We start from the raw sequence: 15983 nt of genomic DNA on the forward strand, positions 1-15983 counted from the left end.
GGAATGGATCGGCCGGGTACATGGCTTGCTGGCTGTAGCGCAGTTCTGCCCATGCAGTCCGAGGCTGGCATGATCGCGTTGCAATTCGTTCGCGTTACTGTGAATTTTCAAAAAGGCAGCGGTTGGCTGCCAGGAACCTACGTTAGAGATGCTGTGCATTTCCGCGTAGATGAGGATGCTTCCACTGTCGAATCTTATGGAAATCTGAAGAACGACAACTGCTACCTGGGAAAACGATAAGGATCACTGTTTAACGAAATGCCTAAGCTATAGCAGTGTCCATTATTTCTTCCGGCACGCGCTCGAGGTAGGTCTATTCCGACGACGATGAGGGGAGGTGTACGATGCCAAGACACATGTGGACGAATGCATTGGCGACATCTGCGGCTATCGCGATTGCAGGTTGTGGTGGTGGAGATCATCTCGACGTTAGCGGTGCGCATCACGTAGCGGACATCGCCGTCCCGAACATCGCGGCAGGCGTCAACTTCTCATTCGATATCGGTGCCGTTTCGGGCAGCCGATACTTTTTCACCGACAGGAATAACGCATCTCTGGATGAAATCGACATACCGTCGAAGACCTTCGTCAAGACCATCCAGGGAAGCGGTCCTCTCGCGTTCACGGGGCTTGGACCCGGGCCGAACTCGCAGGCCGGTCCGGACGGCGCGACTCCTGTGGGCAACCTCATCTACGCGGGCGACGTGAACTCGGTGAAGGTGGTCGATCCCGCTGCTGGCGTCGTGACGAGCAAAATCACGGTCAGCACGACGGGCGTGCGCGCAGATGAAGGGTGTCTGGATCCTACGCACGGCATCTTTATGATATCGAGCCCCGAAGAGACGCCCCCGTTCGCCACATTCATCAACACAGCGACGCAGGCCGTCGTCGCCAAAGTGACGTTCACCGACAGCGCGGGCAAGCCCACCGCGGGCCTCGAAGCCTGCCGGTACGATGCCGCCAGCGACAACTTCTATGTGAACGTCGACGGAAGCACCGCGAATCCTCATGGCGAACTGGTGAAATTGCCCGGGGCATCCATTCGCGCGATACCGAACGCCGGCACGCAGAACTACACGACCCTTGCGGGCGTCGCGATGTACCCCGAAGGCAATTGCGATCCTACTGGGCTGGCACTCGGACCGGGAAACGATATCGCGGTTGGCTGCAGGGAAGGCACGACTGGCGCGCCCTTGCTCATGCAGATTCTTGACCGTTCGAACGGCGCGCTTCTGGCGTCCCTGAACGCAGGCGGCGGCGATCAACTCGAATATGATCCGTCCACCAATCGCTATTACAACGCGGCGAGTCGTTGGACGTCTTCTGGCAATGCGTCGACGAACGGTGCCTGCTCGGCGGCATCTGCATGCACACCCGTGTTGACTATCGTCGACGCCAGCAACCGCAGTGTCGTTACCCGCCTGAACACGGGGAATAACGCACATTCGGTTGCGGTCGACCCGGCGACCGGACTCATCTTCGTTCCATACTCTTCGGCGACATCGCCGGCGGGGTGTCCGAGTTGCGCGGCAAACGGGTTCGTCAACGGTGGGGTGTCGGTATTCGCCGCTAAGTGAGGCGCAGATCCGCGTCGACCAGGCCGACGCCGCGCGAAGCGTAACGACGCGAAGAATCAGGCGGGTTCGCTTGCCCTGAGAAGTTCGATTGCCCACTCGACGAATACGCGTACGTTCGGACTGTTCTCCCCACGGCGACAAAGTAGGTTACTGCGGCGGAACGACAAGCACAGGTGGCTGCGCGTGCTGCGAGCTACGCGTCGCGATATGCACCCTGAGCTTTTCTCGTCGACGTAAATGAATGCCTGACGGCGATGCTGGAGCTCGCCGTCGGTTATATGTCGCGTGCTGCCGATGGCAGCCTGGCGAGATTGCCGTTCGTTGACGTTGACTGCGCGACGTCTGACAGGCCGCCGTGCACTCTATAGCCGACGTTCAAGCGTCCGCGACGCAAAAAGTCGGCGAGGCCACGGTTTGGTCAGTGACCACCTGCTTGATCCGTTCCAGAAGGGTTAGACATCAGCCCGACGCCTGCGCGCTTCAGCGCATGATGAGCCCCCCATCCACCGATATCGATTGCCCCGTCACATAGCTTGCCGCCGAGCTGCACAGCCACAGCACGGCGTCGGCAATTTCATCCGGCCGACCATGTCGGTGCATCGGGATGCCTTCCACCATTGCGTCCAGTTCCCCCTTCTGGCCGGAGTCGGCCATTTGTTGCACCATCGGGGTCCAGATCAGGCCAGGGCACACGGCGTTGACCCGAATGCCCCGCGTAGCGTACTCAAGCGCGGCACTCTTGGTCAGACCGAGAACGCCATGCTTGGCTGCGTGATAAGTGCCTCGTTGCGCACCGCCCACCAGCCCGCCGAGCGAAGAGCAATTGACGATGGCGCCGCTTCCCTGCTGACGCATCTGTATCAGCTCGTGCTTCATACAGGCCCAGACACCGCGCAGATTGACGGAGTTCACGCGGTCGAAATCTTCGGGCGTGGCGTCAGCGGTTTCCGCGAGGGCATTCTGGATACCAGCGTTGTTGAATGCAAGATCAAGGCGACCGAACGCGAACACCGTTTCCTTGACCATCGCCTCGACCTGTTCAAGATCTGCCACGTTGCAACCCATACCGATGGCCTTGTATCCGGCGGCGACGATCTCATCGGCGGCTGCGCGCGCGCCGTCTTTGTTCACATCCGCCAAAGCGACTGCAGCCCCGGCCTGCGCGAATGCCTTGGCAGTCGCCAGGCCAATGCCGGACGCGGCGCCTGTCACCAGCGCGACCTGGTTCTCGAAGAAGATTTTCATGATGTCATTTCCCTGGTGGAAAAAATAGTCTTGATGCCGAGGTCCACTGTAAGGCCCATTTTTGGAACCTTGCTTGGGAGGCTATGGGCAGATGATTTGCCGTACCCGGCATATCGAGGACTTTAGATGGCCGCTTCAATATGAAGTAGACGGCAGAATCCGCATGGCGCCATAAAATCGATTCATGAATTGCAGTAAGCTGATCGAGATCCGTAAAATCCGTGAAGCTCTATAAAGGCGTCTCACCAATGCCGCGCGACAAATTCAGCGATCTTGTGGCCTTCATCGCCGTTGCCCGGGCGCGCAGCTTTACGCGTGCGGCGGCCCAGCTTCGAGTGTCGCAACCAGCCTTGAGCTACACGATTCGGGCGTTGGAAGAAAGGCTGGGCGTTAGTCTACTCATCCGGAGTACGCGCGGCGTCTCGCCGACCGAGGCAGGTCAACGCCTCCTGAATCGTCTGGCTCCCGAATTCGACGAGATCGAGGCCGAGATCCAATCACTTGCGGACCTTCGGGACGAGCCCATGGGCACGATCCGGATCACCGCCATCGACTACGCCATCAGGAGCACGCTTTGGCCCAGGCTGGCGACGTTCCTCCCAAGATTTCCCAGGATCAAGGTTGAATTGGTCAACGAATATGAGCGTGTCGATATTGTCGCGCGCGGTTACGACGCCGGTGTGCGGTTCGGCCAGGAACTGGCACAGGACATGATTTCAGTGCAGATCGGCCCGGACGTTCGCAACGTGGTGGTGGGATCGAAGTCCTACTTGGCAGGGCGGCCGCGACCCAGGACACCCGGCGATCTCACAGAGCACGCCTGCATTAATCTGCGCACGTCCACCTATGGTGGCCTCTACGAGTGGGAGTTCTCCAAGGGAAAGCGCAGGATGAAAGCGCGGGTGGAGGGAACGGTCACATTCAACAACGCCTATGACATCTTCGAGGCGGCCAAGGCGGGCTTCGGGCTGGCCTACCTGCCAGAGGATATGGTCCGATCGTGGGTCTCGAATGGGCAGCTCGTCTCAGTACTGGAGGACTGGTGCCCGCTGTGGCCCGGACTCCACCTCTACTATCCGAACCGGCGACAGACTTCACGCGCGATGACCTTGCTTGTCGAAGCCTTGCGCTACAGACCCTAACAGCGGAGTACCTCGCATGTCTGGCGACCACATTAGCGACATCCGGGCTTTTCTCGAAGTTGCACGGGAACGTAGCTTTACCCTTGCAGCCGCTCGGTTGGGCGTCTCTCAGTCAGCGCTCAGCCATACCATTCGAGCACTGGAAACGCGGCTGGGGCTGCGTTTATTGACACGCACGACGCGAAGCGTCGCGCCGACGGAGGCGGGAGAGCGCGTGATCCAGAAGGTAGCCCCTCGATTCGAAGCGATCGCCGAGGAACTGGCGGCTTTCGATGAGCTACGCGACAAACCTGCTGGAAGGGTACGCATCACGGCCCCTGATTTCGCGGTGAACACGATCCTTTGGCCCAAGCTGTCCAAGTTTCAACGGAAGTATCCCCAGATCAACATCGAGGTGGCGATCGAGCCGGGACTGACCGACATTGTGGCTGAGCGCTTCATCGGCCGTAGACGCCAGATATTCAATGGCTGTAGCGGTCTCGATAACGGACATTCTTGGGTGCGGATCCGCATAGGGACGCGCGTCCAGATCTGAGAGCAGCCTATTTGAGCCGCCTCATGCGCCGTTCGCAACCGCCTGCACCTCGCGCGCATACTGCGTGGGCGGCCGACCGACGTGCCGGGTGAAGGCCACGCTGAAGGTGCTGGCTGAACTGTAGCCGACGCGCTGCGCAATCTCAGCGATGCGGACTTCATTGCGACGCAGTAGGTCCTTCGCGAGTGCCATGCGCCAGGCGAGCAGATATTCCATCGGCGAGATGCCGACCGTGCGACTGAAGCGCTCGAAAAAGGTCGAGCGCGAGAGCGCGGCCTCCTTCGCAAGCTCAGCAACGGTCCATGCGCGTGTCAGGTGTTCGTGCATCCCGCGGATCGCGGCCGCGAGGCGGACGTCGGAAAGGCCGCGCACCAGGCCCGGCGACGCATTGGTCTGTGGCGCGGACCGCAGCGCTTCGATCAGCAGCACTTCCAGCAGTCGTGACAGCACGACCTCGCGCGCAGGCCGCTGCTCGCGTGTTTCCTCTCGCACCAGTTGCACGAGCGTGGCCAGCCGCTGTTCGCCGCGGACGTGCACGATCTGCGGCAGCAGTGAGATCAGCAGGGACGCGTCCGGTGAGCCGAAGCTGCAGTGGCCGGCCACCATGCGCGTGTCGATGGGGCTATCAGGGTCGCCGATTCTGAATTCACCGTTGCCCAGCGCGTTGGGGGCGAGCGTCTCGACACCCGGCGGTGGCGGTTCGAGGCTCGACATCGCGACACCGTAGGCCGCAGGAATCAGGACGAAGTCACCTGACAGGAGTTCGATGGGCTCATGTCCGTCGATCGCGATTCGACACCCGCCCGCGAGGATCACGCAATAGAACGGCTGGCCGGCGTCCGAGCGGCTGACGCGCCAAGGGCTAGCGCCGTGGACGAGCTTCGAGAACCGGGCTCCCGGCTGCAGCAGTGTCACGACTTCGGCCAACGGATCGATCATCGCCGGACTCCTGCAAATGAAATTCGGATTGTGGATTGTAGCAAGTACGACCCCGGCGCTCTATCGTACGGACACATGCCCACAGGAGTTCCTATGAAAACCGTGTTGATCACCGGTTGCTCTTCCGGATTCGGCCTCGAGATCGCGCGCTACTTCCTGGCGCGCGACTGGCAGGTCGTCGCCACGATGCGCACGCCACGTGCCGACGCGCTGCCGCCTTCCGATCGTCTGCGCGTGTTGGCGCTCGACGTCACGAATCCGGACAGCATTCGCGAGACCGTCGAGGCCGCAGGCCCGATCGACGTCCTCGTCAACAACGCGGGGTTCGGCGCGGCGTCACCGGCGGAGTTCGTCCCGGTCGCAACTGTGCGCGAAATCTTCGAAACCAACACCTTCGGCACGATCGCGGTGGCGCAAGCGGTGCTGCCCCAGTTTCGCCAGCGCAGGGCCGGCGTGATCGTGAACGTCACATCGAGCGTGACGCTGAGGGCCCTGCCCCTGATTGCCGCGTACCGTGCGAGCAAGGCGGCCGTGAACGCGTTTACGGAGTCGATGGCGCTGGAACTTGAGCAGTTCGACGTACGGGTGCGCCTGGTACTGCCGGGGCGTGCGCCCGACACCCGCTTCGGAGACAACGCGCGCGCCCACATGCACGGCCTCGACCACGAAGCCTATGCCGATCTCGTCAAGGAGGTCTTCGCGCGGCTGGGGGATACGTCTGCCCCGATCACCCGGGCACAGGACGTCGCCGAAGCGGTGTGGCGCGCGGCGACCGACCCGTCAGCGCCGATGCGCATTCCGGCCGGCGCCGACGCCGAAGCCTGGGCGGCCGATGCTCACTAACCAGCCAGCGGCATCGCCCTGAGCTGAACTGAAAAACGGAACTGGCTTTTGCGCGCTACAGCGCAACACCACAAGGAGATTGCCATGCAGGACAAACCCGTCGCCCTGGTCACCGGGGCCAATCAAGGCATCGGCCTTCAGATCGCCAAGGATCTCGCGGCACACGGTTTCACTGTGCTGGTCGGGTCGCGCAATCTCGAGCGCGGCGAGGCCGCGGCCAAGGAGTTGGGGCCGCACGGCCACGCGCTCCAGCTCGACGTGACAGACCAGGCTTCGGTCACAGCCGCGGCGGAGCGCGTAAGCAACGAGTTCGGCCGCCTCGACGTGCTCATCCAGAACGCCGCCATTTCGAACACGAAAAAGCGGTCCGGTCAGTCCGTCGAGGAGTACGCGAAGACGACCCGCCCGAGCAACGTGTCCCTCGATGAGATGCGCGCGGTGTGGGACACCAACGTGTTCGGCGTGCTCGCCGTTTATCAGGCGATGCTGCCGCTTCTGCGCGCGACGCCGGGCGCTCGCATCGTCAACGTGTCGAGCGGCCTTGGGTCGCTAACGACGAACTCGGACCCGGCCTTCGCCTACCGTGCGATCTTCGGCCCCGTCTATCCTGCGTCCAAAACGGCTCTCAACGCCTTGACGGTCGCCATGTCGATCGAGCTGGAACCGGACGGGATCAAGGTCAACGCTGTCTCCCCGGGCTTTACCAAAACGAACCTCAACGGCTATTCGGGCACCGAGACCGTCGAGGAAGGCGCTCGCGAAGCGGTGCGCGTCGCGCTGCTGGGCCCGGACAGCCCAACAGGGACGTTCACGCGCTGGGAGAATGAAACGATCCCGTGGTGAAGGAGTCGCGGGCGATCGAAGGGATTGATGGATTAGGCCAGGGCGAACGCAAATCGGCCGTTCGCGGCCATCAACGGCCTCTTGAGCGTGATCTTGGTGCGGCAGGTTTCCGCTGGCGGATCCGGCCTCTCGTTGCCACTGCGAAAAGCACGCCGCTCGCTCGACATACGCAATCACCGATCCAGGCACGACGCCGATAGCCACGCTGGTCCCGCCGATGCCCGGCTTTTCCGGCCTAAGATATTTCAAAGGAGATCCGTGCGAAGGGCATCATGAAAGCACTTATCGTTGCTGCGACATTGGCGGCTGGCTGTTCCGTCACCTACGCGCAAACTTACCCGCAGGGAGCGCTGGCTGATCAAAGCATGGGGGCCTATCGAGCGCAATTGGAAGCCCAGAAGCAACAGATCGAACTCCAGAACGAACAACTCCAATTACTGAAACAACAGCGCGAACTGGATTCGCTGAGACAACAGCGCCAATTTGACTTACTCAGACAGAAGCGCTAGATCGCTGTGAGGCGCGGCACATGCCTCAAGATCCGGCTGAGGCGACTCCCGGCCATCAAGCGTCGTTCACCCCTCCCCTTGGACAGACGTTCAGACGTCGGCTCCGCACTGTAACCGGTCCCGGGCCTTTCGCGACCTTTAACAGTTTCACATTGATTTCCTGGACGCATCAGGTGAGGGCGCCACACAAACAGCGGTCGCAACCGCACAGAACAATAAGGCGCAAAACGCAGAGACATCGGCAGGCATACGCAGGGGCCAACAGCTATTCTTCAGACGCTGCGACCATTGCATTTGCGCTCGACTCTGCTGGTCATCGGCAGCCCTTCGGCATGCACGCGGAAAAGGGGGGTGTATGTCACGTCCCAAACTACCTCAGCCTGCGCGACGCGCACTGCGACGTCAGCAATCAAACGCAGGCTTCTTGCTGGCCATCGGTATTTCGCTGACTGGACTTTCCCTGACAACCGTGACGCTCGCGGCTGGCCTCCTTCCACGAGGCGGCACATACGTGACCGGCACCGGCACGATAGCAAGCCAGGGCAACGGCCTCGTGATTACCCAACCTGGGGCGACGCGCGGAGTGATCGAGTGGAACAGCTTTTCGATCGGTAAAACCAACAGCGTGACCTTCAACAACGGCGCCGGCGCGACGCTGAACCGGGTGACGGGTGGTTCACCATCTGCCATCCTCGGCAGCCTCAGTGCAACGGGCAGCCTGTACGTGATCAATCCGCAGGGCATCGTCGTCGGGCCATCGGGCACTATTACAACCAGCGGTCGTTTCGTCGCGTCAACGCTCGACATCTGCAACGACGCGTTCATGCAGGGTAGCGGCTCGCTGACGCTGTCGGGCAGCTCGAACGCAGCGGTGATCAATCTTGGCAAGATCAGTTCGAGCGGCGGCGACGTGTTTCTGATTGCGCGACACGCAGTCATCAACGCCGGTACCGTGGCAGTGCCCAATGGCACCGCGGAACTGGCCGCGGGCGAACAGATGCTACTGCAGGACTCGGCCGGCAGCAGGCAGGTATTCGTGCAGACGGGCAGTCAAGGCAGGGTCGTCAACAAGGGGGAAATAACCGCCGCGCAGATCAGTCTGCAGGCCGCGGACGGGAACGTCTATGCGTTGGCGGGCAAGCATAACGTGATCCGCGCGAGCGGCACTGCGACGCGCGACGGACACGTCTGGCTGGTTGCCGACAGCGGGACCGTCACCCAGTCTGGTGCCATTCGCGCCACCAATGCCGACGGTCAAGGCGGCACGGTCGACACGACCGCGCAAAACGTATCGTTCGGTAACGGCGACAGAAGCGGCTACTTTCACAAACCGTTCGTCACGGCGGCTCTGTGGAACATTTCCGCCGCGACTTTCACGGTCAACGACGCCGCTTCCGGTGCAATGTCGCGCAGCCTGAATGCCGGCACTTCAATCGATCTGGCGACTACCGGCGCTCATGGTAGTAGCGGCGATCTGAACGTCGCGTCGAATATCCACTGGCAAGGCCCGGCATCGCTGTCGCTGGCCGCTTATCACAACCTCACAATTGCCCCGAATACGACCCTCAGCAACAGCGGCGGTGGCAACCTCACGTTGAACGGCGATGCATTGGCGCTCGGCAACGGCGGCAGCGTGACCAATCTTGGGACCGTCGACTGGTCCAAAAGCACAGGCATCGTGACCGCGCTCTACGATATGGGCGCATACGGCGGGAGCTTTACGCCGGGCACGCTCCTCAGTAACGCCGCATGGTCGGTCCCGCCAAATAGCGGCCTCGTCACCCAGATTACAGCTTATCGGCTCGTCAATTCGCTGACCGATCTTCAAAGCGTGTCGGCTGATCTTGCGGGCAACTATGCGATCGGCAAGGACATCGACGCGAGCGCCAGCACGAACAGCGGGTTCGTCCCCTTGGGCAATTACAGCACGCCGTTTTCGGGGCAGTTCGACGGGCGAGGGCACCAGATCCAGTCGCTCAGGCTCGCGCAGTCCGTGGACGGGGGCGTTAGCCAGCCCCCCTTTACGTTGCAGGCAGAAGGCCTATTCGGTGTGATCGGCAGCGCTGGTGTCGTGCGCAACATCGCAGTGAATGGCTCAATCAACTCATATGGCACATATGGCGGCTTCGGCATCCTTGCTGGCGTGAATGAAGGGACCATCGTGCGCGGTGCCAGTTCAGGTTCGATCAGCCTGGTCGGTAGCGCTTACGATGCATCGTCCGGCGGACTCGTGGGAATGAACCTCGGCACGGTCGCGCGCTCGTCAAGCAGCGTCGGCGTTTATGCAGAAGGCTTGCCCGGGGGACTCGTCGGCGATAACGAACTCGGCGGCGTCATCGAGCAGTCGTATGCGAGCGGCGCAGTTACTGCTGTCGCCCACACGGTTGGCGGCGGTGGTCTTGCCGGCGGCAATGAAGGGACGATCACGCAGTCGTATGCGACTGGAGCCGTGGCGTTCCAGCCCGACTATTGCGGCGGAACCTCCTACGCTTGCCTCTCAGGGGGCGCAGGGCTTGTCGCATCCAACTCCGGGAAGATCACTCAGTCGTTCGCGACGGGCCAGGTCACGCAGGCGGGCCTGCCCGGTCAGATTCCCCCGTCAATCGGTATCGCGTCTTCGAACACAGGCACGATTGGTAGCGACGTCTATTGGAATAAGGACACTACCGGGGCGAACATCGGCGTGTATTCCGGTACGGCCATGCCCGCCGCGAATGGGCTTACGAGTGCGCAGATGAGCATGCCGTCGTCCTTCGTCGGTTATGACTTTGAACCGAACGGCGTATGGTCGATGCCCGCAGGTGCAACGCATCCGGTGCTAAGCTGGCAGCTCGCACCTTGACAAGCGGTGATTGCCATCTTGGGAGCGACGTTTACTAAAACGTCCAGCCGACGGGGCCAACCATCGAGCGGCGGCAATCTGCCGGCGTCGAACGGGCTCACTACCGCCCAGATGAGCGACCCGACGAGTTTTGCTGGGTGGGACTTCGGTCCGAACGGCGTGTGGGTGACGCTGCCCGATGCCATCCACCGTTCTCGCCTGGCAGGTCGCCCCGCACTGAACGATGGTCTCCGAACCGACGGCTTTATAGGCGTCTACCGAGTTGCACGACGTGGCAGCGTCGTTTCCCCGAGATTTGCCTTGCCGTGGTCGTTGTTTCGTCCGGACGACGTTCAGCGATCCTGCCGACCTTACGACGTAAAGCCATCGTGCTGTCCGTACACATGGCCTGAAATCGCGAATTCGTCGATGGAGCAGTCCATCGGTCCGCCTGATCAATTGCGACGACCGATGTACACCGGAAACCGCCATTGGGTCGGTGAATGCGCGAACGGCCGAGCCGGGTCGATGAAGGTCCGACGCCACTTCGATCTCAGGTAAGCACGCTATGCAAGCATCGGACGGCGATCTGCCGGCCAGCACCGAATCGCTTCGGCCACTTCGACGTCGTCGATCTGGACAACGGGGTCTCGCTCGATTTTGCCAAATTTGAGGGTCGGTTCCAGCCGCAGCATTACGCCTTCCTGATCAGCGAAGCTGATTTTGACGCGTGAAGTATGGGTACCGCGTTCCGTTCGAGGGGCTTTTATACTGAACGATCGCTCTGAAGCCGCGTAGGCGGGTCCGACATTGGTCGGCGTTGGCGATATCGAACCGGACGCCCGCATCATGAACTGGCTGGCCAATACCGTTCTTGTGTTGCACGCGCTGATCGTACTGTTTATCGTCGGCGGGTTAATCGCTATCTGGACAGGCGCATGGTTGAAACGCGACTGGATGCGCAACCGCGTGTTCCGGATCGCGCATCTCACCGCGATAGGCGTCGTCGCGATTCTCGCTATTCTTGACATACCGTGTCCGCTGACGGTCCTGGAGGACTGGCTTCGTACCGGACGCGTCGGTCCACAGGGGTTCGTGCAGCGCTGGGTAAGCGACTGGCTGTACTACAACTTGCCGGGCTGGGTATTCGCGATGGCCTACGCGGTGTTCCTGCTGGTCGTGGCAGTCACGTGGTGTCGCGTCCCGCCGCGTTCATGAGGCGTCCACATGAGATCGTGTCGGCTGATGCACGCTGACCGCCACGTGCTGCTTGCCGATCTTCTCGCCGACCATCACCACGATCCGCAGCGGGATGGACTATCTGTAACGGGTTGACCTGAGCCAATCGTCATCGGACGCAGGTCGGCCCATAAGGCGTCATTCGCACACTGTGTCGCTGGACGTTCGCATGTCGGCTCAGCCGCCATCTGCTGCCATTCACCAGCGCATGGGGACAGACATTTGAACGGCTGTTCCGGTCCGGATTACGGACCCCTCGCGTGCATTTGAACACCATGGTCATTCGACGGCTGGGAAGGTAGACATCGCATATATTTGACACCGGAACGTTGCTTTGCGGCAGCCCGCCACTGTCCTCCCGCGCAAATCAGTCATCGCGAAGTCTGCAGCAATCGACGCGACCAGCTTCGAACAGGCGATATCGCCCCCGCTGGCCGCAGCGGAAGAGGTCACTTTGATGTGGCTTGCGTGGGCTGCTATGTATCAAGGGAATGCTTCGGTTGCCATCAAGAGATTACCGTCAGGGCGCCATCACCCAACGTCGCGCTCCCGGCGCGGTTTGTCGCGCTCGCGCGTTGTTGTAGAACGGATCGCATGAATGCAAGTCACATACTGTTGGTAATCGCTGACGAGCGTAGCGGCATTCGCGATGGAGCCAGCACCGCCGCCTGCCGTAGGCCGTCCTTACTGCGGGAGCGCTAATACCCGGCTAGTCGGTGGTACTGACGACTGCGCGACAACAGCAATGACGGCGTGTGATTGGGGAACCTCTCGATGTCCTAACTGTCAACCCAGGATGTCACCCTTTTTTAGGGGATTTCAAATGGCTGCCTCGCAATCAGGGGCGATGCCCCTCTCCGATGAGGAAGCACGGCGCCAGCTGCGCCGCGCTGTCATCGCCAGCACGATCGGTACGACGATCGAATGGTATGACTTCTTCCTCTACAGCATCGTGACCGGTCTGGTATTCGCCAAGCTGTATTTTCCCGAATCGAACCCAATCGTCGGCACACTACAAGCCTTCCTGATCTATGCCGTCGGCTTTCTCGCGCGGCCGGTTGGCGCGGCCATATTCGGCCACTACGGCGACCGCATCGGACGCAAGGCCACGCTGATCGTGACGCTGTTGCTGATGGGACTCGCCACCTTTGCCGTGGCCTTTGTGCCGACCTATGCGGCGATCGGCATCTGGGGCGCCGTCGTGCTCACGGTGCTGCGCTTCATCCAAGGCGTGGGCGTCGGCGGAGAATGGGGCGGTTCGGTCCTGATGTCGATGGAATGGGCACGCACCAACGCGCATCGCGGCTTCGTCGCGTCCTGGCCGCAGTTCGGCGTGCCGGCCGGTCTGTTCCTCGCGAACCTGGCAGTGCTGGCCATGAGCGAAATCTTCGGCAACGCATTTTTCACGTGGGGCTGGCGGGTGCCTTTCTTCCTCAGCATCGTGCTGGTCGCGATCGGCCTTTATATCCGTCTGAATATTCTGGAAACGCCGATCTTCGCGAAGCTCGTGGCTGAGCGCAGGATCGAGAAGACGCCGATGCTCGAAGTCTTGCGCCGCCAGCCGAAAGACATTTTTCTCTCGGCTTTTGCGCGCATGGCCGAACAGGCGCCTTTCTATATTTTCACGGCCTTCGTATTCACCTATGGCGTCACGACGCTAGGCGTATCGCGAAACCTGTTGCTAACAGCGGTACTGGTGGCATCCGTGCTGGAATTCGGCACGATCCCGCTGTTTGGACATCTGTCCGATCGGATCGGACGGCGACGCATGTACATGATCGGGGCCGCGGCTGTCGGCGTATTCGGCTTCATCTATTTTGCAATGGTCGACACCAAAAATCCAACGTGGATCTTCGCGGCCATTGTGCTCTCGCTGGTACCGCATGCGATGATGTACGGTCCGCAAGCGGCGTTGATCGCTGAATCATTCACGGGACGGCTGCGTTACAGCGGCGCATCGCTCGGCTATCAGTTGGCCTCCGTCATCGCCGGCGGCCCTGCACCGCTGATTGCTACCGCGCTATTCGCTTACTTCCATTCGGGCTATGCGATCGCGATCTACATCCTCGCATGTGCGGTGCTCAGCCTGGTCGCCGCTTCGCGACTGGGCGACTACACGAACAAGGATATTTCGCGGGAATACGATGACCCGCGGCCGATCGGCGACAGCGGGCATGCCACCCCGAGTGCATGATCGATCAGCATGGCGCGGCCGGTCGCACACGGATCGGTCGCGCAGCGGCCTTGCCGCGCGCAGAGCGTGCAATTAGCGCAGGTCTGCGCGCGGCTTCAGATGCCTCACCGCTTTTCCAACATCGAAGAAGAACGCTTCGGGCGACACAGTGCGCGCCAGGATCGTGGGGCAGACCGTCCAGGGGCTCCGTCACAGCCCGACAATCGAGGCGCTCCCGGCGACGTGCCGGCGCGAAAGCCATAAGTTTCGACGGTGTCACTCCAGAAGGGCCATGCGTGCCACTGTCGCCGCCACAACTGTGATTCGCGCACAAAGTCTTTGTAGCTTGCGAGGCTGGAGTCAGCGGAGGCGGTCCACATGAATGGTTTGCAGTTTTCGTTGTAGTGGGAAACGAACTGATCGATGCGATCAGTTGCCTGACTGAACCGAACGAACCGCGCCGGATGGCCTTATCGGTGATCAGCGCGAAGAAGCTGTTGATGTTCGTTAAATCTGGGAGCGGACGAAAGGTGGCGGAGTGTTCGTTCAACGTCGAACGGACTCAGGCGACCTGAGATGCGGGTATCGGTTCCGAAAGCAGCTTTCCAGTCTTCCATCGAGCAGCTCGACGCGGGTCCGCAGCAGATAGTGTGCGCCGTGCATGGACCAACGCGTTTGTTGCCGCTTTGAGAGGCGACGATTGGTCAAGTGATTCATCACAGACTCCGTCGAAGCTTATCGTAGGCGTTAATCTGGTCTTGCGCCACGAGTTGTTGCGACGCTGCCAGGAGTTGAAGACCGTCGGCAAGAGACAACCCGAAATCGGCGGGGCGGCGCCATTCAGTGGGCTCGCATCGCGCAGATTCTCGACCGTGCAAATTCGTCCGCATTCGCTGCGACGTCCACCACGTGCATCGAGGTTCGTCGTTGCTCAAGCGAACGCAATATCGCCAGGCAGACGAACTGAGCGTGCTTTAACACGGTTTGTTACTTCGCTAGAGCGCGATAGCACGTCCATGCATAACGCTCCGCTAACGGCCACCACGAATGCTCTCGTGATCGCGCACAATCGTGCGCATCCTCTGTACGTGTGCGTCGATCGCGCGGCGATTGGCAAGCGCCCACGGTAGCCCGCGAAGCATCTCGACCGCGTCGCGCGCGAGCGTGCCTTCATCACGCATTACGGCCAGCGCGTCGATTGTGGCGTGTAGCGATTCGCATATCGGAAGACGAAGCCACGCGACCCACGCGGCGTTGCGGGCGAGCAGTCTTCTGCGCAAAGCGCTGTCGCGCGACTGCGACGGATGATGATGAAGGATTAACTCGTCCGCATAGACCAGCGCGCGGCCGGTCGCCAAGATGTCCAGCGCCACGAGCGACTCCTCGCCGCCGATGAACAGGCGAGGCACATAGCCCCCCACTTCGCGGAACACGGTTGTGCGAAACACGGTCGCTCCCGCGATGTAGCCGACAAGCGCCGGCCCCGGCAAGCCGCGCGCCCCGAGAGGGCTGTCGCGCATGCGTTCGCAGGTCTCATCGGCTTCGTCGGTGCTGCCGACGACGACGCGTGCGTTCAGCACCGCCACGTCAGGCGCAGCGTCGAGAATCTCGACCGCGCGAGAGAGCGAGCCGGCGTGCCACCACATGTCGTCGTCACAAAAGGCGACGTACTCGGTCTTGACGCGCGCAACGCCGAGATTGCGGCCGGCCGCCCCCATGTTCGCCGGCGCGACGACCAACTCGATGAACGGAAATGCTTCCGCGATGCGCGTGGCCGTGGCGTCCGAGGACGCATTATCGACGACCACGATGCGGGTGCGATCCGGCAAGGCGGTCAGCCTTGCGAGAGTGCCGAGCACCTCATCAACCCGATTGTGCGTGAGTACGACCACCGAGAGGCGCGCATTGAATCCCGACTGCGATGCGGCATCCGGTGCATCGGGGCGCTGCGCTAGGGTATTCATCGGCTATGCCTCCACTATCAAGCGTTGCCCGATGCTGAAGTTAATCGGTTTGCATCGATGGTGCACTATTGCGGATTGACCATGCTCGACCTCGCGAGGGCCGGCCTGCGTCGGTAGAGCGCTCTCCATCGTCGATTCGACTCGCTGGGCAAC

12 protein-coding genes and 3 pseudogenes are annotated in these 15983 nt (G+C 61.3%); 10 read left to right on the plus strand and 5 right to left on the minus strand.

All coding sequences use genetic code 11. The annotated features are described in order from the left end of the window. Nucleotides 1–344 precede the first annotated feature (344 nt). Nucleotides 345–1577 carry a YncE family protein gene (locus HV770_RS33840; protein ID WP_175165827.1) on the plus strand — a complete coding sequence of 411 codons (1233 nt, stop codon included), beginning with the start codon at nucleotides 345–347 and terminating at the stop codon, nucleotides 1575–1577. Nucleotides 1578–2057: 480 nt separating this feature from the next. Here the strand turns inward: HV770_RS33840 and HV770_RS33845 are convergent, their stop codons facing one another. Next, nucleotides 2058–2822, minus strand: coding sequence for an SDR family NAD(P)-dependent oxidoreductase (locus tag HV770_RS33845; RefSeq protein ID WP_175165828.1), 765 nt, complete (start codon nucleotides 2820–2822; stop codon nucleotides 2058–2060). A gap of 248 nt (nucleotides 2823–3070) precedes the next feature. On the opposite strand from HV770_RS33845, the gene HV770_RS33850 reads away from it, so the two are divergent. Next, nucleotides 3071–3964 carry a LysR family transcriptional regulator gene (locus tag HV770_RS33850; protein WP_175165856.1) on the plus strand — a complete coding sequence of 298 codons (894 nt, stop codon included), beginning with the start codon at nucleotides 3071–3073 and terminating at the stop codon, nucleotides 3962–3964. Between the two features lie 16 nt (nucleotides 3965–3980). Next, nucleotides 3981–4403: pseudogene (locus HV770_RS33855) on the plus strand (LysR family transcriptional regulator); the annotation flags it as partial. Between the two features lie 117 nt (nucleotides 4404–4520). On the opposite strand, the gene HV770_RS33860 reads toward HV770_RS33855, so the two are convergent. After that, complete coding sequence (locus tag HV770_RS33860) at nucleotides 4521–5438, minus strand: AraC family transcriptional regulator (protein ID WP_175165829.1); 918 nt, start codon at nucleotides 5436–5438, stop codon at nucleotides 4521–4523. Between the two features lie 93 nt (nucleotides 5439–5531). On the opposite strand from HV770_RS33860, the gene HV770_RS33865 reads away from it, so the two are divergent. From HV770_RS33865 to HV770_RS33895, 7 genes are all read left to right on the plus strand, one after another. Further along, nucleotides 5532–6281: an SDR family oxidoreductase gene (locus HV770_RS33865; RefSeq protein ID WP_175165830.1), complete on the plus strand. Its 750-nt coding sequence runs from the start codon at nucleotides 5532–5534 to the stop codon at nucleotides 6279–6281. Nucleotides 6282–6365: 84 nt separating this feature from the next. Continuing rightward, nucleotides 6366–7124 carry an SDR family oxidoreductase gene (locus tag HV770_RS33870; RefSeq protein WP_175165831.1) on the plus strand — a complete coding sequence of 253 codons (759 nt, stop codon included), beginning with the start codon at nucleotides 6366–6368 and terminating at the stop codon, nucleotides 7122–7124. A 272-nt stretch (nucleotides 7125–7396) separates the two neighbouring features. After that, nucleotides 7397–7633 carry a hypothetical protein gene (locus tag HV770_RS33875; protein ID WP_175165832.1) on the plus strand — a complete coding sequence of 79 codons (237 nt, stop codon included), beginning with the start codon at nucleotides 7397–7399 and terminating at the stop codon, nucleotides 7631–7633. Between the two features lie 355 nt (nucleotides 7634–7988). Beyond that, the gene (locus HV770_RS33880; RefSeq protein WP_175165833.1) at nucleotides 7989–10475 is read left to right on the plus strand and encodes a two-partner secretion domain-containing protein; all 2487 of its coding nucleotides are present in this window, start codon (nucleotides 7989–7991) and stop codon (nucleotides 10473–10475) included. Nucleotides 10476–10957: 482 nt separating this feature from the next. Next, nucleotides 10958–11188, plus strand: coding sequence for a VOC family protein (locus tag HV770_RS39935; protein ID WP_217468673.1), 231 nt, complete (start codon nucleotides 10958–10960; stop codon nucleotides 11186–11188). 115 nt (nucleotides 11189–11303) lie between these two features. Next, complete coding sequence (locus HV770_RS33890) at nucleotides 11304–11672, plus strand: DUF2784 domain-containing protein (protein WP_175165834.1); 369 nt, start codon at nucleotides 11304–11306, stop codon at nucleotides 11670–11672. 844 nt (nucleotides 11673–12516) lie between these two features. After that, nucleotides 12517–13887 carry an MFS transporter gene (locus HV770_RS33895; protein ID WP_175165835.1) on the plus strand — a complete coding sequence of 457 codons (1371 nt, stop codon included), beginning with the start codon at nucleotides 12517–12519 and terminating at the stop codon, nucleotides 13885–13887. Between the two features lie 255 nt (nucleotides 13888–14142). On the opposite strand, the pseudogene HV770_RS33900 reads toward HV770_RS33895, so the two are convergent. From HV770_RS33900 to HV770_RS33905, 3 genes and pseudogenes are all read right to left on the minus strand, one after another. Continuing rightward, a pseudogene (locus tag HV770_RS33900) lies at nucleotides 14143–14362 on the minus strand (hypothetical protein); the annotation flags it as partial. A gap of 50 nt (nucleotides 14363–14412) precedes the next feature. Next, nucleotides 14413–14601: pseudogene (locus HV770_RS39105) on the minus strand (ISKra4-like element ISBugl3 family transposase); the annotation flags it as partial. 296 nt (nucleotides 14602–14897) lie between these two features. Further along, nucleotides 14898–15830, minus strand: a complete 933-nt coding sequence (locus tag HV770_RS33905; RefSeq protein ID WP_175165836.1) for a glycosyltransferase family 2 protein — start codon at nucleotides 15828–15830, stop codon at nucleotides 14898–14900. Between the last annotated feature and the right edge of the window lie 153 nt (nucleotides 15831–15983).

The organism is Paraburkholderia fynbosensis (assembly GCF_902859935.1).
Lineage (GTDB): Bacteria > Pseudomonadota > Gammaproteobacteria > Burkholderiales > Burkholderiaceae > Paraburkholderia > Paraburkholderia fynbosensis.